The sequence below is a fragment of the Neisseria sp. N95_16 genome (genome assembly GCF_002551535.2).
Classification (GTDB): domain Bacteria; phylum Pseudomonadota; class Gammaproteobacteria; order Burkholderiales; family Neisseriaceae; genus Neisseria; species Neisseria brasiliensis.
On record NZ_PDBT02000051.1, the window covers coordinates 1 to 18,167 of the forward strand.

Consider the following 18,167-nt stretch of genomic DNA (forward strand, 5'->3'; position numbering starts at 1 on the left):
CGGTTCTCGCCATTGTTTGTGTTTGCCTATATTTCGTTGGAATATAGGGTTAAAATAGGGCTCTTTTGGGCTTATTCAAATTAGGGACACGCCCTAATATTAGCGATACAAAGGAGACTATGATGACTGCTTCGCAACTGATTCAACGCTTAACCGAGATTGTCGGCGATAAATTTATTCTGACCGACCCTGCCAAAACCGAACCTTACCGCCAAGGCTACCGCTTCGGTGAAGGGCGGGCATTGGCGGTGGTGCGGCCGGGTACGCTTTTGGAACAATGGCAGATTCTGCAAGCCTGTGTCGAGGCCGACGTGATTGTGATTACGCAGGCGGCCAATACCGGTTTGACTGGTGGTTCCACGCCTGATGGCAACGATTACGACCGCGATATTGTGATTGTGAACACCATGCGCATAAACATCATCCAGCCGATTAACAATAACGAGCAAGTGGTGTGCTTACCCGGTTCAACCCTGAATCAGCTTGAGCTTTTGCTGAAACCTTTAGGCCGTGAGCCACACTCGGTGATTGGTTCGTCGTGTATCGGCGCATCGGTGTTGGGCGGTGTATGCAACAATTCAGGCGGCGCATTGGTGCAGCGCGGCCCAGCTTATACCGAAATGGCTTTGTTTGCGCAAATTAATTCAGACGGCCAATTGGAACTCGTAAACCACTTGGGCATTGATTTGGGCGACACGCCGGAAGAGATTCTCACCAATCTGCAAGGCCATCACTATCAGCGTAAAGACATCACGCAAAACGCCGGAAAAGGCCACGACCATGCTTATTGCGACCATGTGCGCCAAGTGGACGAGCCGACCGCCGCGCGTTTCAATGCCGACCCAGCGCGTCATTACGAAGCTTCGGGCTGTGCGGGCAAATTGATGGTGTTTGCCGTGCGCTTGGATACTTTCCCGCAAGAGCCAAAAACTGCCGTGTTCTATATCGGCACTAACGATATTAACGAACTCACCGACATCCGCCGCGCAGCATTGGCCGATTTCAAATCGTTGCCGATTTCAGGCGAATATATTCACCGCGATGCCTTCAATATTGCGGAAATCTACGGCAAAGACACTTTTTATGTGATTAAGAAATTTGGTACGCATCAACTGCCGAAATTATTTGACTACAAAGCACGTGCCGACCGCTTCAGCAAAAAATTATCTTTCCTGCCGAAGCATTTTTCCGACAAAGTCCTGCAATGGGTGGGCAAGCTGTTGCCGCAACATTTGCCGCAATCTTTGCTCAACTACCGCGACCAATACGAGCATCATCTGATTGTTAAAATGGGCGGTGAGGGCGTGGACGAAGCACGTGCCTTTTTGAAAGATTATTTTACCAACCACAGCGGTGCGTATTTCGAATGTAATGCCGAAGAAGCGCAAGCAGCGATGTTGCACCGTTTTGCCGTGGCTTCCGCTGCCATTCGTTACCGTGCCGTGCATGATGATGAAGTGGAAGATTTGGTCGCGCTCGATATTGCCCTGCGCCGTGACGACCGTGATTGGTATGAACATTTACCGAAAGAAATCGACGACAAAATCATCCACAAGCTTTATTACGGCCACTTTATGTGTCACGTGTTCCATCAGGATTATGTGATTAAAAAAGGCAACGACTGCATGGCTTTGGAGCATGAAATGTTGATTTTGCTCGACCAGCGTGGCGCGCAATATCCGGCAGAGCATAATGTCGGCCATTTATACGAAGCGAAACCTGCACTAAAACAGTTTTACCGCAAGCTCGACCCGACCAACAGTTTTAACCCGGGAATCGGGCATACGTCTAAGAAGAAAAACTGGGCAGAATAAGGAAGTTTGATGATAAAAGGCCGTCTGAAAGAGAAACTTTCAGACGGCCTTTCCTTATTCAAACAAAAAAGCTGCTTAAAAATAAGCAGCTTTTTCTAAAAATGGCGGAAGCGGTGAGATTCGTTTAATTTTATATCTTATTGATACTAAAAGATTTTAAATATACAAAAAACAATAATACCAAATCTAATAACAAATAAGCTTTTCAAAAAAACCGCCCGAACTTTAATTCAGGCGGTCATTTGACGGTTATTTTTAATATTCCTGTTCATTTTTTGCATGATTTTTTGGTTTATTTTTCTTGCACGCTTGCCAAATCAGCAAGCGGCGGCGGTGTTGCTGGTTAATTCTTTTTGTCATTTTTTTTTGTTACTCACAATTATGACAATTAGGACTAGTTTTTTCAGCGGCACTTATAAAACCCGCCAAATTAGGTTTTATATAGTATTTTCCTTTCGCGATTTTTCCGCTCTCACTAAACACTGGCTTGCCGCTCTCAAATTTTAACCAGTTTGAGTGGTTAACCTCTCTTAATGCTCCTTCAACATCCATGCCAAACATGTATGCAATCCCGACAGCGGTGATGATTTGATCGCACAACGCATCTAGCAACTCAATGCGCTGCACCTCATTTAAATTTTCCAATTGTTTTTTATAAGGCTCAAAATTATTTTTAAATCGCTCTTCATGGATGCTGACTTCCTCTCTATAAACGCCCAAGACATCACTCATCTCTTTAATTTCTTCAAAGTGACAGCCAATTTGTACACATTGACTGTCACTTGTTGGGTTTGGTATAGCTGTTTCAAACCATGCGCTGATTGCTTTGATTAAATTTTGATTATGCACTTTCATTTTTTTGATTCACTCCATTTTTTTTAACATTTCGCGGTAATTTTTAATTTCACGGTTAGCGACCTCCCATGTTGGGTAGTCACCATCTTGATTTGTCATACCCTCACCCCGCCAAATATTCATCGCGCAACTTGATCACATCGTCGCGCTTGAACAAGTTATCCCGACCGACCAATTTCGGCGCGGGGATTAAACCGGCGCGGCGGCGGTGCCATATGGTTGTTGTTGAGGGCGGTTTCTTGCCCGGCAACGTCCATAATTCTTTTACTTGCTGCAAGGTGATGTATTCATTCATTTTTTTAGTCCCCATTAGTCAAAACGGCGGTTAAATTGCTCGGTTTCTTTTTGTGCGGCGCGGGCTTTGGCCAGCGCGGTTTCAACGGTGTCATATTGCGGCGGGGTGTAGCGGCGCGGTTTGCGCACGACTTTATCCGCCGACAGGTCAAATTTTGGTGTTTTTGGCACGATACCGGCGCGCACCGGCAGGGCGGCGCGGTCGAGTGAGGCCAAATAATTGCGATAAATGCGCAGGTTTTCCGATTGACGGGCGGTTTTTTCCGCTTCGATGGCTTGTTTTTCAATTATGCGCGCGATGGCTTCTTGGCTCATTGGCGGATTGGCGGTTTCGGCGCGGTCGATTTCGTCTTTATCGGCCTCAAATTCCGCTTTCAAATCGCCGTCAAACGGCCACACGTCTAATTGAGCGGCCGACACGCCTTTTTTCCACATCAGCCATTCTTTAAATTCAATTTCTTCGGTATCGATTGGCTGATTTTTGCCTTTGAAAACAGCCGTTTCAGGCTGATTTTCATTTTTCGTACAGTTATTGACACGAGTCCAAGCGGCGGCGGTGCCGCCGATTTTATAAACCTCCCAAGTATGCACACGGCTCACGGCGACCTCGCCCGTGCTTTTTTCATACACGCCTAAGGTGTAAGGGGCAGGCGTTTCGCCATAGGCATTGACTACACCGTCTTCGGCCTCCTCTTTATACAAGGCCAGCGGCACATCAGCACGCTTCACCGCCTCGCCACCAAGTAACATCACAAACGCGCTCCAGTCGCCACGGTCGGCGGCGCGTTGCGCCAACATCAAAACGCTGTCGTCATCGGTCGGCACGATGCGGCGCAGCTCACGCCACAAAGTCACCGGCACGCCGCCAATCTGCTGAAATTGGCGGGTGCCGTGAATCGATGCCCATGCGTCCACGCGTTGCGCGGTCGTGGCGGCATCTAATAATTCCTCGGATTCAAAATCCACGCCCATGCTGTCGCCGCTTTGGGTTTTGCCGTCAATATTCTTGGCAATGTATTTGGCGATGTAGCCCGCTGCGCTGCCGCGCGCCCAGTTAATACTTTCAAAATCCACGCGCGCGCTGGCTTTGGTCTGTTTCCAAAATTTAAAATACTTGTTTGCCCAGTAGTCGGCTTCGGTTTTCAAACCGGCCTGAATGGCTTTTAAGGTCGGCGCGCTGCCGTTTTCCGCCAACAGGCGGGCGCGGATTTGGCGCGCTTCGGCGGCCGCCTCTTTTTTACTGGCAAAATAACGCAAGCCCAATTCTTCGCGGTCTTCGCGGCAACCGTGTTTTGCCACCACGCGGCGGAAGGTGTCGCGGCTTTCTGGCGGCATAAACAACAGGCCATGCCAATGCGGCGTGCCGTCATGATGCGGCTCGGCCACGCGAAAACCATAAACCTTAATATCCAAGCGGCCTAATTCGGCGCGAATACGCTGCCAAACCTTGTTTAAATAGGCCACCACCTCGCGCGGGGTGTCGCCGTTGAATTTTTCGTTCGGCTTGCCAAAGTGATGCATTTTGTGAAATTTAGACGGACAAGTCAGCGTGAAAAACTCGCCGACATGGCCTTTCAAGCGGGCAATTTCTTCAAAGCCGCGGATACGCACCATCAACTCAGCACGGCGGATGGCTGGGTTTGACACCCCCACCGCGCTCAGTTCATCGAGCGTAAATTCTTGCCCCAATTCATTCACCGCCGCCATCGTGGCGAGCAAGGCCGCATTGCGCGCTTTTTGTGCTTGGCGGCGTCGCAAACCCTCATTGCTGACGTATAAGCCCGATTTGCTGGATACGCCGCCCACTTCGCGCAACGCTTTTTCGGCGGCGCGGGCGACAAAACGGCGCAACTGACGACGCCAAAACCGCTCATCTTTCAGACGGCCTAAAATCCCTTCTGCCTCTTTGCCGTCAAATACCGCTACATTCAGGCCGTATTCTTTGGCGGCCTTGTCTTGTAAGGCTTCAAGGCTGTAACCAATGCGCTCAAAGCGGAAAAAATCTTGCGCTGCGCGCTCGGCCACACCGCAAATCTCTTCATCGGTCGCATTCAGGCCGACGGCACGCAGGCCGACAGGCAAATCAACAAAGGGCTTGGTCAAATCGCGCAGCCAGCTATCCGCCGCCATCTTGGCAATGAGTCTGTCATCTGCCACATTGGCGCGCTTTACCCACTCACTCACCGCCTTATCACGCCACGCGGCGGGCATGGCTTCGACGCGCGAAAGCAGCGCAGCGGTCGGGGCTACCCAACCGCTCTCACCAATCTCACCAAATTTGCCAACCCATGCCATACTTGCCCCGTCTTATCATTAAGGCCGTCTGAAACAGACAGCCCGCCAAACCATTTAATTAAACGTCCCAACCCTCATCGCTGCCATAAGTGCCGGTTGCCAACATGCAACCGATGGCAAACGCCGTTACCATCATCGATATAATCCACAGCGCGAAAAAGCCTACAATCAACCACAGCCACATCATCGCGACACCTCCGCATCGCCTTGGGTGTAATCAATTAAGCCCAAATCGGCCATGCGCTCGGCTTCGGCTTCGGCCATGCGCGCCGCCACATCTTGCGGCGCAGATTCGGCCACCGGCTCACCGGCCACCGCCAAACCCATCGCCACCGCACCGCCTACCACCATCAGCGCCAACACCTCACGAATACGCAGCTTCATTTTCCAACCTCGCTTTAAAATCTCTTAAAATCTGCTCATTTCCTACCGGCCAATATTCATTATTCGCCGCCGGAACTACTGCATTAAACGCATACGACACCAGTGTCGTGTTGCGCGGTGTCCCCATCTGTCGGCGGCAGGGAGCACACAAGTCATAAACCTTGCTACCCATCTTTCCTTTGCGATCTACCCAATGCCGCTCAAAGCTTTTAAGCTTTTGATGTTTGCGACAACGCGGGCATTCTTTTCTTGGCTGGCTAAGCCGCTCGTTTAATTTTTTTGCCATTTTCCAACTCCGTCCCAGTTTTAAAATCATCGACCACCGCATTCACGCCCAGCTTTTTCGCGGCGTGAAAACTTTGGCCGACTTTACCGTTCAGCTCGGTCATGTAGCTGCTTAATTCAGACAGCCTCAACATCTCTTGCCCCAAGCTAAACACGGCATTTTGTTGATTGATAAAATCGGCCAAACGCTTGATTTCCAAGGCCAGCCGCTGAATATTGTCGATGGCCGCTGCTTGACTTGGTGTCAGCAGCCAGCCGCGCAAGGTTGCCTCATCGGGGGCGGCCAACATCTCTAGCGGCGGCTGATGGCGGCTTAGCAGCGCATCGCGCGCCATACCGTCCATCACTTTTGCTTGCGCCGCCTTGCCCTTGGCAATCACTCTACCCATCACCATCATGCGGCGGGCGTGGTCTTTGCTTTTCCACAGGCGCACCGTTTGCGGCGATTGGCGCCAACTGGCGCGGGCAGCTTCTTCCGGCGCCAACAGCTTTTTGCGGTCGATTACTTTCGGTTTGATAATGTTCATGCTTCACCCCTTTCAGACAGCCTTAGCAGTCGATTAAATTCGGCTGCATGTTGTCTTGTAGCTCCTCGATTTCCGCCAAATCCAACGGCGGCGGCGCATTGCCATATATCGGAGAGGGCGGGGAGATGGTGCGGATAATCTCAATCGCCGCCACTCCCGACCAGCCACATAAAGCATTGAGGCATTGCACTTGCGCATTGCGCAGGTTTTCCGTTACCTGTCGGCTCGAGGCCACCTTGCATTGCGTGCCGCAACACGGGCAAGTGATTTGCGCGCGCATATTGCCGTATTTGCGCTCAGGATTACTGAGCGATCGATAGCTACTCATGGCGGCCCACCTTGATTTTTTCGGCCAAATCCTGACAGGCCGCGTCATACGCATTGAGGTACAGGTCGGCATATTCGGCGGCAGCAAAGGCGATAAACTCGCTCACCGGCATACCCTTGGCGCGGGCAGCCTCTGCAACTAAATCGTAGTCCTCCTCAAAACGCACCTTTTCATACACCGCCTCCGGCTCTTGCGCGCCAAACACCTCATCGAGCACACTCAAATCACCGGCCGACCAAATCGCCTTTAATTGCTCATCCGTTAATTTGACGGCTTTCACACGCACCTTGCAGCCTTGACATTGCTCACACATCACACACCTCACTTTTACATTTCAGACGGCCTTGAAAACCGCCCTGATTTACCCTTAAGATTAAATCTCTCACCAAACAACCTTAAGGATTGAAAATGACACTTAACCAAGAATTTGAAGAACTACTCGACAGCATCAAACACGGCGACACCGAAGAACTTCACGATATTTTCATGCAGGAAAAACAATTACTTGTTTTATTCAACTGCGCCCAAACCGTTTTAGCCAAATATCCCGACGGGCTGAATGCACTTCGCAGCATGATTGCACTTGCCGCCGCACAAACCACAAACAGCGAACAGGGGATTATTTTCGAGCTGGCTCTTGAGAATTACGATAACGGCCTATTTTCGCCAAATCCTCAAGCGTCAAGCCCTGAGCAATGCGCTTGATTTCCGCCAAACTTTGGCGCAACGCCTGATTGCGCTTGCCGCTGCCGCCCGATTTCGGGCGGTTTTCCTTTTGCTCACACATTTCCCACTCCTTAAAAAAATCTAAAAAATCCCAAACGCCGGCTGTCCGGCGGTCAAACGTCTTTCCGCTTTGTCACGCCTCCGCTAAAATCGAAGTTCCTACACAACAACCCAACGGAGGGAAAATGACCAACCCAAGCATCACCATCTCAGTTGACGCACCGCTCGACATCCATTTCAACGCCGCGACACAATCATTAAGCCTGACTTGCCACCAGTTTGCTTCAGACGGCACAGGGCTGGCGATGCGTCTTGAGCTGACACCGCAGGCCACACAGCAAATGCTTCAGGCGCTGGAATACCTGCAAACTCAGCACGGTGTAAGCAGCGCAATGCCCACCAAGCCACACGGCGTGCAATAACCAGTTTCCAAGCCGCCTGAGGGCGGTTTTCTTTTTGCTCACACATCACTTGCCCTCCTTAGCCTCAACCGCTTTTTGATAATCCGTTTTCTCACCGCAAAATGGGCAACGCGGAAAAACAATATTCATTTTTTGCTTTTTCGGTTTTTTCGTGCCATTTCGGGCAGTTACTTCTTCAGTCCATGTGATTGCCGTACCCATCGCGCTGTATATATTTAAATCCAACATCGGCAACACTTTTCCTTGCATTTCGGGCTCAGCTAAATATTTAACACCACGCTCGGACAATGCGGCTTTAACCTTTTCCTGCATTTTTTGAATACAGTCGCACATCACCTAACCCTCCTTAGCTACAACGCGCTTAGCGCTTGCCACCGCTGCTTTAGACGCAAAGGCCGACAGCGACAAACCTTTGATGGCGGCGGCTTTTTCAACAATTTCCAACTCATCAGGCGACACAACCGCCTGCAAGCGGCGTGGATAAACCCGCTTCAAACCGTTGACTTTCTTATCTTCTTGCATATAATTACCTATTAAATGGTATTAACAGTGTTAATAACTTCCAATCGTTAGCGTATGACAAGCATAATAATAACCTTTGACTAACAAATCAACAATCAAAGACTAATTTATTCTTTGTGTTTGTCTAGTTGATTGTTTTATAAAGGTATATTGTTATGAATAGTTTTGAACGCGCCAAAATTGCGATTAGCGCTAAAAACGATGCAGATTTAGCTAGATTTTTAGGCGTGAGTACAGCCTCAGTCGTTGGCGCAAAAAAGAGAGAAGCCTTATCTCTTGAGCAACTTATTAAGGTTTCAGACGGCACAGGTGCATCACTCGACTGGCTCGTCACCGGCAAAGAGCATATTGGGAAAGTCGCACCCGACGCCGACACCATCCGCCAATACCTGCCGCTCGACGAACAAATGCTGTTGGCCTCTTACCGTGTATTGCCCGAGGCCGCGCGCAAAGAACTGATGGCCGCCGCGTTTGATTTGACCGGCCACAAAAAAGCCACTGTCACCATTGCAGGAGACAGCGGCCAAACCAACGCCGGAGACGGCAACATCGATACTCTCACCATCAACAAATAAGCGGCCGCCGCTCACGCGGCCTTTTTGACACATTATTGATTACCAACAAAACTATGAATATCAGTATTAACGGGGATTCCGGCGCAACTGCCGGACGTGACATCAATATCGATAAAGTCGTCATCAACCAAAACGACACCGCCGCCGTGCCGCTGCCTCAAGCCGCCGAGCAAGTGGTGAGTGGCTGCGGCCAGCAATACAGCGAGGCGGTGCAAGCCGCGATGAAAGACTGCCTGATTGAGTTTGCCGCCTTTGCCAACGGCGGGGCAGACTACTACATGCTTACCGGCACACAAATGCAAACGATGAGCCAATTCCGCGCCCGCCTAGAAACCTTGATTGCGGCAGCGCAAGCGGATGACCAATAACAAACCGGCCGCCTGAATCTTGCAATATGGTTCAGACGGCCTTTTATTTATAACAAAGGGGACAAAATGGATTCACAAGCCGCCATTGATTATGCCGCCAAACATTTCCCAAACCAGCCGATTCGCGATTTTGGGCGACTGATTGGGTTTAGATATCACAATAATCCGAGCGCGTGGCGCTGGGTTATTATTGAGCAGGTTTATGCGGATTATGCAGAGGGCTATTGCCTATTGAGACACGCCCAATGCAACAATCAAGCGCAAGCGCGGCGGAAGTTTTGGTTTGACCATATTGTGAGCGACATTATCCTAATTGACGGTCACGATTTAACTTGCCGCCAATACTATGAATCTTTTGTCACAAAATACTACCCCAAGCGTCATTTTGGCTATCAAATGATTGACGGTTTACGGATTAATAAGGGTAAGCCGCAGGTTTATTTTACCGGCTTTCCGGCCGCCGAGAAAAAGGTGCTTGAAGCGATTGCCAATAATAATGGCTTTTGGGTGACAGCCGGAATGACCGAGCAAATGGCCTATCTTGTATGCGGCCCACGCGCGGGCGCGAAAAAAATCCAAAAAGCGCAAGAGATGGACACCATCATCACCGATAAAGACGGCTTTATGACGCTGCTTGATAGCGGCGAAATTATCAGGATTTAAACCATGAACGACACCGATTTAAACAACCGCCTTGCCGTCTTTGCCCGACAGCATAAAGCCGCCTTATCAGTACTTTCCCGCCTTGCCGCCGCCGAAAAAGATACGCGGCAGCGCAATTATCGCTATGCTTTGCTTGGTAATTATCTTTTACGCGGCATCGGAGCCGAAAGCTTAAGCGACCAAATGCAAAATAGTGAGCGCCTACTTATCCAAAAGCGCATCGTCAACCAATACAACAGCCTTGCCAATCTTATTGAGCAAGCCAAAAATATTGATGATTTGAGCTCCTTTAACCAATGGATGAGCGACCACGCCAAAGCAATACCCGATGGCTTGCAGTTTGATGAACTGCCTGACTACATCGCAGGGCGGCGCGAAATACTGGCACAATTGCAATCTGATTTTCAGACGGCCTCAAACATTTTAGCCACCGATAAAATCATGCGCGACACCGCCGCCGACTTTGCTAAATCCATCATCCCGACGACCAATCTTGTAGAGGCGCTGGAAACTGCTAAAATTGAAAGCGCCGAAATATTACCCGACCTTGCAGCCGCCAGCGGTGATATTGTTGTTTACGGCAGGGCAGAAACTAACGATCAACCCATCAGCGACACCGAGCGCGAAATTCACACGCAAATCAAAAGTGCATGGGCTGTTTAAAACAAAGGCCGCCTGAAAGTTTTCAGACGGCCTTTTGCTTAGCTTTTATTTTGCCCAATCGTGGCCTCGCCCTCATAAAGGGTAATCTCAAAATCAATTAGGCTCTCCAGTTTGATTTTGGTGGTTAAGCCGCCGCTGTCTAGGGTGTGGGCAACCTCCACGCCAACCCAGCTCTCGGCATCCACCTCTTTTTTAAAGCCCTTGAGGGTAACAGGGCTTTCGGGGGCGACATCGGGGCGGCCAACGGCCATTTGCATATCAAATTCCATCGCGCTGCGTTTGAGTTTGCGATAGGCGGCGCGCGCGCCGGTGGCGGCGGTTTTGGCGGATCGGTAGGTATGGCGCAGGGTTTTGATTTTGAGGCCGTCGGCGTTGATTTTTTTGGTTTCTTCCACCTGCTTGGTGGTGGTTTTGTGGGTTTGGCCGTCTTTGCGCTTGGTCTTATATTTGCGCGTGGTGGTAACGGTTTTTTTAACGGGGTCGTAATTGCCCTCGGCAATCACAATCTCTTGCTTTTTGCCGGTCTTTTTGTCGATATAGTAGGCGCGCACGGCGTTATAGCTCTCGGTGGATGAGTAGCGAAAATTAAAGCTGTCGCCATCGTGGCGGGTGAGGGTGATGACGGGCAGCGGCTCGCCGTTGGCGGTGGTGGCCTCACCGGCGGAAACAAACAGCAAGCGGCCGCCTTTGACGGTGGCGATGGCGTCATAGCGTTGCGCCAAGCGGCTTAAAAACGCGGCATCGCTTTCGTTGCTTTGGTCGATGTGGTCGATGGTCTCTTGCATAAAGGCTTTGCCGATGATGGGCTGATAGCCGTGTTTTTGCGCAATCTGCTCGACAATGGCCTTGATGGTTTGCTTATGCCAGCTTTTTTCCACGCTTTCGGCAAACTTTTCGGCCACATCGGCGGAATGGGCGGTAATGCTGATGGTATCGGGCGCGCCGCTCCATATGACCTCGGCAATTTTGTATTTTCCTTTATCTACCACGCCTGTCTCCATGTAGCCTAGCTGCACGGTGATTTCGGCGGCCTTGGGCGGCAGGGCTAAGAGGCCGTCTGAATCGTCAAGTGTGATGGTCAGCTCATCGGCCTCAAAGCCGCGCTTGTCGGTGATGCTCAGGCTGATGATGCGGCTCATGGCCGTCGTACCAAAGGGCTTGCCGTCAATGGTGAGGATGGCCACCGGCGTTAAGTGATTGCCGCCGGTATCGGTGAGGGCGGAAAAGACTTTGACGGCGGCATCTTTGGCCATTTGGCCGAGATTAGATAAATCCATTTAAATCCCCACCATTTGGCGCACGGTTGAGACGGCGGCGGTTAAGGCCGTGCCATACATGCCGAGCGGCGAATCTGACACTTTTTTTAACTCCATGGTAAAGCTGATGGATCGGGCTTTGCCATCCCACATCAGCTCCTTGCGACTCTCTTTTATCGAGGTGACGACAAACGCGCCTAAGACATCGCCATTGCCCATAATCAGATTGTAGGGCTTGCCCTCATCGGCCATTTGGCGCAGCAAGGCCAGCGAGGTGTCGCCGCCGGTGATTTCGGGGCGCAATTCGGCGGCTATGCTGATGGTCTCGTTTTCGCGGCCAGTGTATTGCACGGGCGAGAGGCCGCCGCCCACGGTGTTTTGCGTAGGGTGTCGCCATGAGTTGGTGCGGTCGTAGCTGCTAAATGGCACGGTGTCCGTCTGAAACACAAAATATCCCAAAATCGCTAAGGCCATAATTAATCCTTATCAAAAAATGCCGAGCGGGCGCGGCGGGCTTGTTGGCGCGCCAAATCCTCGATTTGACGGGCGACTTCGCGGGCAATATCGACCGGCGAGCCGCCGCCGCTGATGTTGATGGAAATATTCATCGGCATGGTGTGGCCGACCGACCGGCTGAAATTGGCAGGCACCGGCACCGCCCCCACCAAAGTGGGCGCAGCGCGACCGCTTTCAGACGGTGCATGCGATTGCTGGCCGCTGGCAAAGGATTGCACCGCGTCAAATTTGCCGCGCCCCCAGTTTAAGGCGGCCATGCCGCCACGGCGCAGGGCTTCAACGACACGCCAGCCGCCGAATTTGGCGACATCACGCTGACTAAAGACAACCTCGCCACGGTGGACAATACCAGCCGCCTCATTGACACCGCCCGCGCCGGTGTAGCCGCCCGATGAGAAGCCCGCCACGCTTTTGATTTTGCTGCCCACCCATGAGGCTGCGCCGGAAAAGCTCATATTGCTGAGGGCGTTTTTAACTTGTTTGGCCTTACTGATGAGGCGGTCAAAATTGGCAATCAAGCCCACGATGGCACCAATCGGACCGGTAAAGGCGGCGAGCAGCGGATTATCGCGGAATACTTTTTTAATCCACTCCCAGCCTTTAATCAGCGCGGCTTTGACGGTATCCCAATTGCGCCATAACAAGATCAGCGCGCCAATGGCGAGCATGGCAAACAGGGTGATGGGGTTTAAGGCCATCACGACCTTTAAGGCCACAAATGCCATCCTCAGCTTGCTGAAAATACCGATGACCGTTCCTACCGCACCAAAAACCAAAGAAAAAGCGGCCACAAAACCATGAATTACCAATGCACCGGCAGCGATAACAGCAAAAGCCAACCCCGCTCCGGCGGCGACTTTCATTAAAGTATTAGCCAACGCAGGATTTTGCGCCGCCCAGTTTTGCATTTTTTCGGCCACGCCGCCAATCCATTCTGTAAGGGCTTTTAACTCCGGTGCAATGGCCTCGCCCATGGACACTAAAAAATTGGTAAACGTACCGCTTGCAGCGTCCCACAGATTTTGTAAAGTCCCCAGCTGAGCATCGACGCGCTGCTTGAGTGACGCCTGCTTGGCGAGCTTGGCCTCAAATTCTTTGTACCCATCCAAGCCCTTATCAATCATGACATTCAGGGCTTGCATGGTTTCGGCATCATCCCCCCAAATGCCGCTGATAATCTGCCTTTTTTGCACATCACTCAAGCCTTTGAGTTTTTCTAATTCGGCATAGACTTTTTCCATTCCGCCGAAATTGCCTTTACCGTCGGTAAAGTCAAGACTAATTCCCGTGCCTTTTGTTGCTTTTTCAATTTTTTTCTGGTCAAGTGTACGGTCAAATACTTTGCGCAAAGCATTACCAGCTGATTCCCCAACCAATCCGGACTGGTCGAGCATACCGACTAACGGCGCCATCATTTTCATGGCCTCCTCACCCTTGACTTTCATCAAGTCAAGGGCAGGGGCGAGCTTGGAAAACGCGCCCAAAATATTGCTGTCGTCCACACCCGAATAAAATAGCCGCTGCACCTGATCCATGATGGCAGTCATCTCTTTTTCGCTGCCGCGCGTGGCATCTTGCAATTTAGCGGCCATTTCGGCGGCGGCTTCGGGCGTTTTTTTAAGTTGCACAGCCAACAGGGCGGCGGCCTCACCCGTGCCGCCCAAAATGGCTTTTGTACTCATGCCCTGCCGCACAAGCATGGTCATCAGGTTTTTAAAATCGGCAGTCGTTCCGGGCAATTTATTGCCCAATCGGGTTGCCAGCGCATCAATCTCTTGATAATCCGCGCCGACTTTCCCGCCGCTGTCCATCATGGCCACGCGCAAATCGGTGCCGGCAGTTTCGGTATCGGCATAGGCCTTGACAGGTGCCATCATGCCGCGACCAATCACCGCCGCATGAGCACCGGCGGCCAAACCCACGCCTGCCATACGCGAACTTGTATCACTCAGGCTTTGGCGCATATTGCGGATTTTCGCCAGCCGCTCCATCGCGGCGGTTTCTTTTTTAATTGCCGCCTCGGTATCTTTATGCCTTTGGGCAAGTTTGCGCTGAGCATCGGCAAAGCGACTGGTCGACACGCCTGCCTCTTTCAGACGGCCTGAATATTTATTCAGCTCCTGTCGCTGTTTTGACTGGGCAATATTAAGCTTTTCCGCCTGTTTCCCCAGCTTCGCCATCTCGTCGCTTTGCGCTTTGGTGGCCTTGCCGCCTTTGCGGATTTCGGCAAGCAGCTCTTTTTGGCGGCCGCGCACCTGATTCAAAGCCTGCGCGGTTTCATTCAGCTTGCCGCGAGCCGCCGCCAAGCGGTCGAGATTGCGACTAGCCTCGTTTGTTTCTTTCAGCTCTTTTTGCAGCTTGTCGAGATTACCCGACAAACCCGATGCCGCATTTTTCACACGGGCAAACTGCTGGCTTGCCTTATCGGCGGCATTTAGGATAATATCTATTTTAAGTGATTTGCTCATTTATCTTTTTTTCCAAAGGGCAAGCAATGAAACATTCAAAGCGATATAACCATTATTCTTTTTTAGACTTTATTTGCGACCTCCCCTATACAATCGGCTTGGCCGTCTTTATTTGGTTTTGCGCAAAGTTTATTTTTTAATTCACCCAAAAATAAAGCCCGTATTTCACGGGCTTTATTTTTTCGCCGCCGCCTCAGCCTCGGCTTCACTAATTTGTATCGCGCGGTCAACCCAACACAATAGCCCCCACAAGTCCAACTCATACCAAGCCGCCGCCCCACCGCCGAACTTAACCGCACAATGGGCGATACAGTCATCAATCCGGCAGTAGTATTTTTTATCGGCATCATTTGCAACCTGCCAGATATCCGGATCTTGACTGATTATTCGCTCAAAGTCGGCTGCTCTGATTCGGATTCCGAAAGGTAGCCCAACTCGACCATCGCCGCCTTCATTTCCTCCTGCGCCGACGGGGGCGCGGAAAAAAAATCAATGGCCGCATTTAACACCTGAGAATCGGACAGACTCAATTTAATGTATTGCAGCTTGGTGATCTGCGGCTGGGTAATACGGCCAATCAGTTTTTGGATGGTATCCGTATGTTTGATGCGGATTAAGTCTTGCGCCAAACCCTCCATATCTTTGACCATCGGCGCGCGGATTTTAAAAGTTTGCCCGTTTGACAATGTTGCCTGCAAGGTTTCATCATCCAAAACGGTTAATGTTTGATTATTCATGTTTTCTTTTCCTATTGAGGCCGTCTGAATGGTTCAGACTGCCTTTACTTTAGTTATCATCGTAGCCGTCGGCTTTTTGCCAGCCGTACCATGCCTCGCCCATGGCTACAATCCCAAGTTTTTACGCATACCAGCAAAGTAGTCGCGTCCACCGATGATGACTTTATTATTCATTACATCGATTTCCAACACGGTATCGCCGTTTACCGACTCTTTCCAATAGGTGAGGGCGTATTTAAATGTATGCTCACCGCCTTCACCGGCTTTGTCTTCGCCCGGGTCAACTTCGACAATGCGGCCGCGAAATTCGCCGACCAGCATCTCATGCTCGTCTTCATCTTCTTTATGCAGGCTGCCTTGGTAGCGGATTAAATTGCCGCCGATTTTGTGTGAGATTGATTTAAATAATTCGGCGTCATAGCCTTTGCTGACTAATTCGAGCTCCAACTTTTCAATGCCGTGGACTGCCGACAATTCGGCAATCATGCCGCCCGGGGTGTAGTCTTCGGTTTTAAATTTCAGCGGCGGGCGCTTCACGGTCATGGTGACGCCGTGTTTGTTGAGGCCGTCGGCAAAGACGTTAAAGCCTTTGAGTAATCGAGGTAATTGCATGGTTTATTTGCCTTTATACGGTAGTCGGTTTCAGGTTGCTTGCGAACTCAATCACTTTTTCGGTCAGGTTGACAATAAACTTGTCGCTGACGTGTTGATTTAATTCGATGTTTTCCAGCGGCGGTGGCACGGTAAACTCATAATCAAAGGCAAAAATGCCGTTTGACACGCGCGCGCTGTCAACTTTGGCGCGGTCGATGCGCACCTCTGCGCCGAGCAACCAGCCTTTGGCCACGTATTCGGACAGCTTGGCGTTGATGCTCATGATGATGTCAATCATCAAGCTTGGGTGCATTGGTTTATCCATCGCCCACAAGAAACTTGAGGCAATGACCTCTTTAACCAGCATGCTCATGCGCACGGTCGGCTCAAATGCCCAAATCGGGTCAGCGGAGCAGGTGCGGTTGCCCCACACGCGATAGCCGTTTTCGCGGATCAGTGTGGTAATGTCGGCATTGTTGATGGTGTTGGCTTCGCTGTTTTTATCCAAGAGGCCAAAGGTGCGCGGTGTTTGAATGCCGCTCACCCCCAGAATCTCGGTGTTGGAGATTGATTTGTGCGGACCGATTAAATCATCCAATTTGGCGCGCGCGCCGAGAATGCGGCCGATGGTGGCGGCAGTGTCGTTTTGCTGCGTGGCGTCATTAAAGGCGGTGAAATGGCCGTCAATCAACATCAACTGGCGATTGCCGAAACCTTGGCGATAGCGTTTTAATTCGGCGATTTCGGTTTGGTCGCCGCATGAGGCATAGACAAACGCGCCCAAGGCTTCGGCCACGGCCACCAATTCGGTGGTGACATCGGCATCGTCGATTTCCGGCGCGCCGATGATGTTGGGCTTAAAGCCGGTGTAGGTCGCCGCTTTTCGCAAGGCTTTGACGGCGGTAATAACGTTGGCTTTTTTGGTTTCGCCGGTCTCATCGGCCTCAGCGCGGACAACAATCACGCGCGCATCGGCTTGGTCTAAGATACCGTCGAGCGTTTTATACAGCGTACCTTTACTGCCCGCCTTGTCGATGATGGCGGAAACGGTGGTTGAAAATACCGGCGTAGCCAGAGGAAAGACGGTGTCATCGGCATCTTCGGCCACGGCCACGATGCCGATAATATTGCTGGTGAGGTCGGAAATCGGGCGCAAGCCCTTGGTGTACTCATTGGCGGTAACGCCGTGCATGCGGTCTGCTTGAGACATGGGATAACCTTTTAAAAATTCAGAAAATTTAGGCTTTAAAGCCTTTTTTTACCGCGATTTCACGCGCGGTGCATTAGGCTGGGGGCTTGGGTGTGATTTTTAGGGATTGGTTTTGACTGCCAAATCATTAGGCGACAGCCGCCACGGCTCAGCTAAACCCAAGACATGGGCGCACCACTCCGAGCAAAACCACTTATCCGGCCGGTTGCCGACGCGCAAGACCACACCAAGCGAGCCGAGCACATCGTACGACTTGCCTTGTGTCATCAGCCAAATCATCTGCAATTGGGCAGTTAACACGTCCGCTGCCGGAAGCTCAACCAAATCCCACTTACTCTCAGGCAAGCGCATAACTTTACAGCGCACGCCGCCATCACGCAGGCTGGCGGAATAGCACTCAAACACGCCGCCACCCAAGGCCACGGCAATCTCGCAATGCGAGTAAATGCCGCGCGTGGCCTTGCGAATCACCCAATCCGCAAAGCGCATGGCCAATGCCTTAGGGCTGCGGCCTGATTTGCGGCCTTTATACAATGCTAAATAGACTTTTGCCATCAGACGGCCTCCGGCGCGGTGAACTCAATCTTGATTTTATCGAGCGCATCAACCGTTTTGGCCGCCCCAATCTTGCTTTGCAAGGCTTGACGTTGCCCTGCCACATGGGC

25 protein-coding genes are annotated in these 18,167 nt (G+C 51.2%); 7 read left to right on the forward strand and 18 right to left on the reverse strand.

Annotated features, from left to right (window positions below):
* Positions 1–122: 122 nt before the first annotated feature.
* On the forward strand, positions 123–1,814 hold the full coding sequence (gene dld / locus CRG49_RS08660) for a D-lactate dehydrogenase (protein WP_095502361.1): 1,692 nt from the start codon (positions 123–125) through the stop codon (positions 1,812–1,814).
* A gap of 369 nt (positions 1,815–2,183) precedes the next feature.
* Here dld and CRG49_RS08665 read toward each other — a convergent pair whose 3' ends face one another.
* The 9 genes from CRG49_RS08665 to CRG49_RS08695 all read right to left on the reverse strand — a co-directional run bounded on the left by CRG49_RS08665 (position 2,184) and on the right by CRG49_RS08695 (position 7,095).
* A complete protein-coding gene (locus CRG49_RS08665) occupies positions 2,184–2,669 on the reverse strand; it encodes a nucleoside triphosphate pyrophosphohydrolase family protein (protein WP_095502360.1) in 486 nt (161 codons plus the stop codon).
* Positions 2,670–2,772: 103 nt separating this feature from the next.
* The gene (locus CRG49_RS08670) at positions 2,773–2,964 is read right to left on the reverse strand and encodes a hypothetical protein (RefSeq protein WP_100564514.1); all 192 of its coding nucleotides are present in this window, start codon (positions 2,962–2,964) and stop codon (positions 2,773–2,775) included.
* 14 nt (positions 2,965–2,978) lie between these two features.
* Complete coding sequence (locus CRG49_RS08675; protein WP_095502358.1) at positions 2,979–5,258, reverse strand: replication endonuclease; 2,280 nt, start codon at positions 5,256–5,258, stop codon at positions 2,979–2,981.
* 58 nt (positions 5,259–5,316) lie between these two features.
* A complete protein-coding gene (locus tag CRG49_RS13710) occupies positions 5,317–5,445 on the reverse strand; it encodes a hypothetical protein (protein ID WP_255408377.1) in 129 nt (42 codons plus the stop codon).
* Complete coding sequence (locus CRG49_RS08680) at positions 5,442–5,642, reverse strand: hypothetical protein (RefSeq protein ID WP_095502357.1); 201 nt, start codon at positions 5,640–5,642, stop codon at positions 5,442–5,444. The genes CRG49_RS13710 and CRG49_RS08680 overlap by 4 nt, the downstream gene beginning before the upstream one ends.
* A complete protein-coding gene (locus CRG49_RS13170) occupies positions 5,623–5,928 on the reverse strand; it encodes a hypothetical protein (RefSeq protein ID WP_154143192.1) in 306 nt (101 codons plus the stop codon). Before CRG49_RS13170 ends, CRG49_RS08680 begins: the two co-directional genes overlap by 20 nt.
* Positions 5,900–6,454 carry a hypothetical protein gene (locus CRG49_RS08685; protein WP_095502356.1) on the reverse strand — a complete coding sequence of 185 codons (555 nt, stop codon included), beginning with the start codon at positions 6,452–6,454 and terminating at the stop codon, positions 5,900–5,902. Before CRG49_RS08685 ends, CRG49_RS13170 begins: the two co-directional genes overlap by 29 nt.
* Positions 6,455–6,476: 22 nt before the next feature.
* Complete coding sequence (locus tag CRG49_RS08690; RefSeq protein ID WP_157798133.1) at positions 6,477–6,782, reverse strand: ogr/Delta-like zinc finger family protein; 306 nt, start codon at positions 6,780–6,782, stop codon at positions 6,477–6,479.
* Positions 6,775–7,095, reverse strand: a complete 321-nt coding sequence (locus tag CRG49_RS08695; RefSeq protein WP_095502354.1) for a hypothetical protein — start codon at positions 7,093–7,095, stop codon at positions 6,775–6,777. Before CRG49_RS08695 ends, CRG49_RS08690 begins: the two co-directional genes overlap by 8 nt.
* Positions 7,096–7,190: 95 nt before the next feature.
* Between CRG49_RS08695 and CRG49_RS08700 the strand changes: the two genes are divergently transcribed.
* The gene (locus CRG49_RS08700; protein ID WP_095502353.1) at positions 7,191–7,487 is read left to right on the forward strand and encodes a hypothetical protein; all 297 of its coding nucleotides are present in this window, start codon (positions 7,191–7,193) and stop codon (positions 7,485–7,487) included.
* A gap of 206 nt (positions 7,488–7,693) precedes the next feature.
* The gene (locus CRG49_RS13175; RefSeq protein WP_154143191.1) at positions 7,694–7,930 is read left to right on the forward strand and encodes a hypothetical protein; all 237 of its coding nucleotides are present in this window, start codon (positions 7,694–7,696) and stop codon (positions 7,928–7,930) included.
* A 45-nt stretch (positions 7,931–7,975) separates the two neighbouring features.
* On the opposite strand, the gene CRG49_RS08710 is transcribed toward CRG49_RS13175, so the two are convergent.
* Together CRG49_RS08710 and CRG49_RS08715 are read right to left on the reverse strand one after the other, a co-directional pair.
* A complete protein-coding gene (locus CRG49_RS08710) occupies positions 7,976–8,263 on the reverse strand; it encodes a hypothetical protein (protein ID WP_095502351.1) in 288 nt (95 codons plus the stop codon).
* 3 nt (positions 8,264–8,266) lie between these two features.
* Complete coding sequence (locus CRG49_RS08715; RefSeq protein ID WP_095502350.1) at positions 8,267–8,452, reverse strand: DUF1778 domain-containing protein; 186 nt, start codon at positions 8,450–8,452, stop codon at positions 8,267–8,269.
* Positions 8,453–8,607: 155 nt separating this feature from the next.
* Between CRG49_RS08715 and CRG49_RS08720 the strand changes: the two genes are divergently transcribed.
* The 4 genes from CRG49_RS08720 to CRG49_RS08735 all read left to right on the forward strand — a co-directional run bounded on the left by CRG49_RS08720 (position 8,608) and on the right by CRG49_RS08735 (position 10,721).
* The gene (locus tag CRG49_RS08720) at positions 8,608–9,027 is read left to right on the forward strand and encodes a helix-turn-helix domain-containing protein (RefSeq protein WP_095502349.1); all 420 of its coding nucleotides are present in this window, start codon (positions 8,608–8,610) and stop codon (positions 9,025–9,027) included.
* 53 nt (positions 9,028–9,080) lie between these two features.
* Entirely contained in the window at positions 9,081–9,395 is a 315-nt protein-coding gene (locus CRG49_RS08725; RefSeq protein WP_154143190.1) for a hypothetical protein, read from the forward strand.
* Positions 9,396–9,461: 66 nt separating this feature from the next.
* On the forward strand, positions 9,462–10,058 hold the full coding sequence (locus CRG49_RS08730; protein WP_095502347.1) for a BRCT domain-containing protein: 597 nt from the start codon (positions 9,462–9,464) through the stop codon (positions 10,056–10,058).
* A 3-nt stretch (positions 10,059–10,061) separates the two neighbouring features.
* On the forward strand, positions 10,062–10,721 hold the full coding sequence (locus tag CRG49_RS08735) for a hypothetical protein (RefSeq protein ID WP_095502346.1): 660 nt from the start codon (positions 10,062–10,064) through the stop codon (positions 10,719–10,721).
* A 38-nt stretch (positions 10,722–10,759) separates the two neighbouring features.
* Here CRG49_RS08735 and CRG49_RS08740 read toward each other — a convergent pair whose 3' ends face one another.
* The 7 genes from CRG49_RS08740 to CRG49_RS08770 all read right to left on the reverse strand — a co-directional run bounded on the left by CRG49_RS08740 (position 10,760) and on the right by CRG49_RS08770 (position 18,057).
* A complete protein-coding gene (locus CRG49_RS08740) occupies positions 10,760–11,998 on the reverse strand; it encodes a contractile injection system protein, VgrG/Pvc8 family (protein WP_095502345.1) in 1,239 nt (412 codons plus the stop codon).
* Positions 11,999–12,451, reverse strand: coding sequence for a phage tail protein (locus CRG49_RS08745; RefSeq protein WP_095502344.1), 453 nt, complete (start codon positions 12,449–12,451; stop codon positions 11,999–12,001).
* Between the two features lie 2 nt (positions 12,452–12,453).
* Complete coding sequence (locus tag CRG49_RS08750) at positions 12,454–14,961, reverse strand: phage tail tape measure protein (protein ID WP_095502343.1); 2,508 nt, start codon at positions 14,959–14,961, stop codon at positions 12,454–12,456.
* Between the two features lie 383 nt (positions 14,962–15,344).
* Positions 15,345–15,698: a hypothetical protein gene (locus CRG49_RS08755; protein ID WP_095502342.1), complete on the reverse strand. Its 354-nt coding sequence runs from the start codon at positions 15,696–15,698 to the stop codon at positions 15,345–15,347.
* Positions 15,699–15,803: 105 nt separating this feature from the next.
* Positions 15,804–16,310: a phage major tail tube protein gene (locus tag CRG49_RS08760; protein WP_095502341.1), complete on the reverse strand. Its 507-nt coding sequence runs from the start codon at positions 16,308–16,310 to the stop codon at positions 15,804–15,806.
* 13 nt (positions 16,311–16,323) lie between these two features.
* A complete protein-coding gene (locus tag CRG49_RS08765) occupies positions 16,324–17,502 on the reverse strand; it encodes a phage tail sheath subtilisin-like domain-containing protein (protein ID WP_095502340.1) in 1,179 nt (392 codons plus the stop codon).
* 99 nt (positions 17,503–17,601) lie between these two features.
* Positions 17,602–18,057 carry a hypothetical protein gene (locus tag CRG49_RS08770; RefSeq protein WP_095502339.1) on the reverse strand — a complete coding sequence of 152 codons (456 nt, stop codon included), beginning with the start codon at positions 18,055–18,057 and terminating at the stop codon, positions 17,602–17,604.
* Between the last annotated feature and the right edge of the window lie 110 nt (positions 18,058–18,167).

Coding starts and splice junctions, on each gene's coding strand:
- dld (WP_095502361.1), top strand. CDS start 123: ATGACTGCTTCGCAACTGATTCAACGCTTAACCGAGATTGTCGGCGAT.
- CRG49_RS08665 (WP_095502360.1), bottom strand. CDS start 2,669: ATGAAAGTGCATAATCAAAATTTAATCAAAGCAATCAGCGCATGGTTT.
- CRG49_RS08670 (WP_100564514.1), bottom strand. CDS start 2,964: ATGAATGAATACATCACCTTGCAGCAAGTAAAAGAATTATGGACGTTG.
- CRG49_RS08675 (WP_095502358.1), bottom strand. CDS start 5,258: ATGGCATGGGTTGGCAAATTTGGTGAGATTGGTGAGAGCGGTTGGGTA.
- CRG49_RS13710 (WP_255408377.1), bottom strand. CDS start 5,445: ATGATGTGGCTGTGGTTGATTGTAGGCTTTTTCGCGCTGTGGATTATA.
- CRG49_RS08680 (WP_095502357.1), bottom strand. CDS start 5,642: ATGAAGCTGCGTATTCGTGAGGTGTTGGCGCTGATGGTGGTAGGCGGT.
- CRG49_RS13170 (WP_154143192.1), bottom strand. CDS start 5,928: ATGGCAAAAAAATTAAACGAGCGGCTTAGCCAGCCAAGAAAAGAATGC.
- CRG49_RS08685 (WP_095502356.1), bottom strand. CDS start 6,454: ATGAACATTATCAAACCGAAAGTAATCGACCGCAAAAAGCTGTTGGCG.
- CRG49_RS08690 (WP_157798133.1), bottom strand. CDS start 6,782: ATGAGTAGCTATCGATCGCTCAGTAATCCTGAGCGCAAATACGGCAAT.
- CRG49_RS08695 (WP_095502354.1), bottom strand. CDS start 7,095: ATGTGTGAGCAATGTCAAGGCTGCAAGGTGCGTGTGAAAGCCGTCAAA.
- CRG49_RS08700 (WP_095502353.1), top strand. CDS start 7,191: ATGACACTTAACCAAGAATTTGAAGAACTACTCGACAGCATCAAACAC.
- CRG49_RS13175 (WP_154143191.1), top strand. CDS start 7,694: ATGACCAACCCAAGCATCACCATCTCAGTTGACGCACCGCTCGACATC.
- CRG49_RS08710 (WP_095502351.1), bottom strand. CDS start 8,263: ATGTGCGACTGTATTCAAAAAATGCAGGAAAAGGTTAAAGCCGCATTG.
- CRG49_RS08715 (WP_095502350.1), bottom strand. CDS start 8,452: ATGCAAGAAGATAAGAAAGTCAACGGTTTGAAGCGGGTTTATCCACGC.
- CRG49_RS08720 (WP_095502349.1), top strand. CDS start 8,608: ATGAATAGTTTTGAACGCGCCAAAATTGCGATTAGCGCTAAAAACGAT.
- CRG49_RS08725 (WP_154143190.1), top strand. CDS start 9,081: ATGAATATCAGTATTAACGGGGATTCCGGCGCAACTGCCGGACGTGAC.
- CRG49_RS08730 (WP_095502347.1), top strand. CDS start 9,462: ATGGATTCACAAGCCGCCATTGATTATGCCGCCAAACATTTCCCAAAC.
- CRG49_RS08735 (WP_095502346.1), top strand. CDS start 10,062: ATGAACGACACCGATTTAAACAACCGCCTTGCCGTCTTTGCCCGACAG.
- CRG49_RS08740 (WP_095502345.1), bottom strand. CDS start 11,998: ATGGATTTATCTAATCTCGGCCAAATGGCCAAAGATGCCGCCGTCAAA.
- CRG49_RS08745 (WP_095502344.1), bottom strand. CDS start 12,451: ATGGCCTTAGCGATTTTGGGATATTTTGTGTTTCAGACGGACACCGTG.
- CRG49_RS08750 (WP_095502343.1), bottom strand. CDS start 14,961: ATGAGCAAATCACTTAAAATAGATATTATCCTAAATGCCGCCGATAAG.
- CRG49_RS08755 (WP_095502342.1), bottom strand. CDS start 15,698: ATGAATAATCAAACATTAACCGTTTTGGATGATGAAACCTTGCAGGCA.
- CRG49_RS08760 (WP_095502341.1), bottom strand. CDS start 16,310: ATGCAATTACCTCGATTACTCAAAGGCTTTAACGTCTTTGCCGACGGC.
- CRG49_RS08765 (WP_095502340.1), bottom strand. CDS start 17,502: ATGTCTCAAGCAGACCGCATGCACGGCGTTACCGCCAATGAGTACACC.
- CRG49_RS08770 (WP_095502339.1), bottom strand. CDS start 18,057: ATGGCAAAAGTCTATTTAGCATTGTATAAAGGCCGCAAATCAGGCCGC.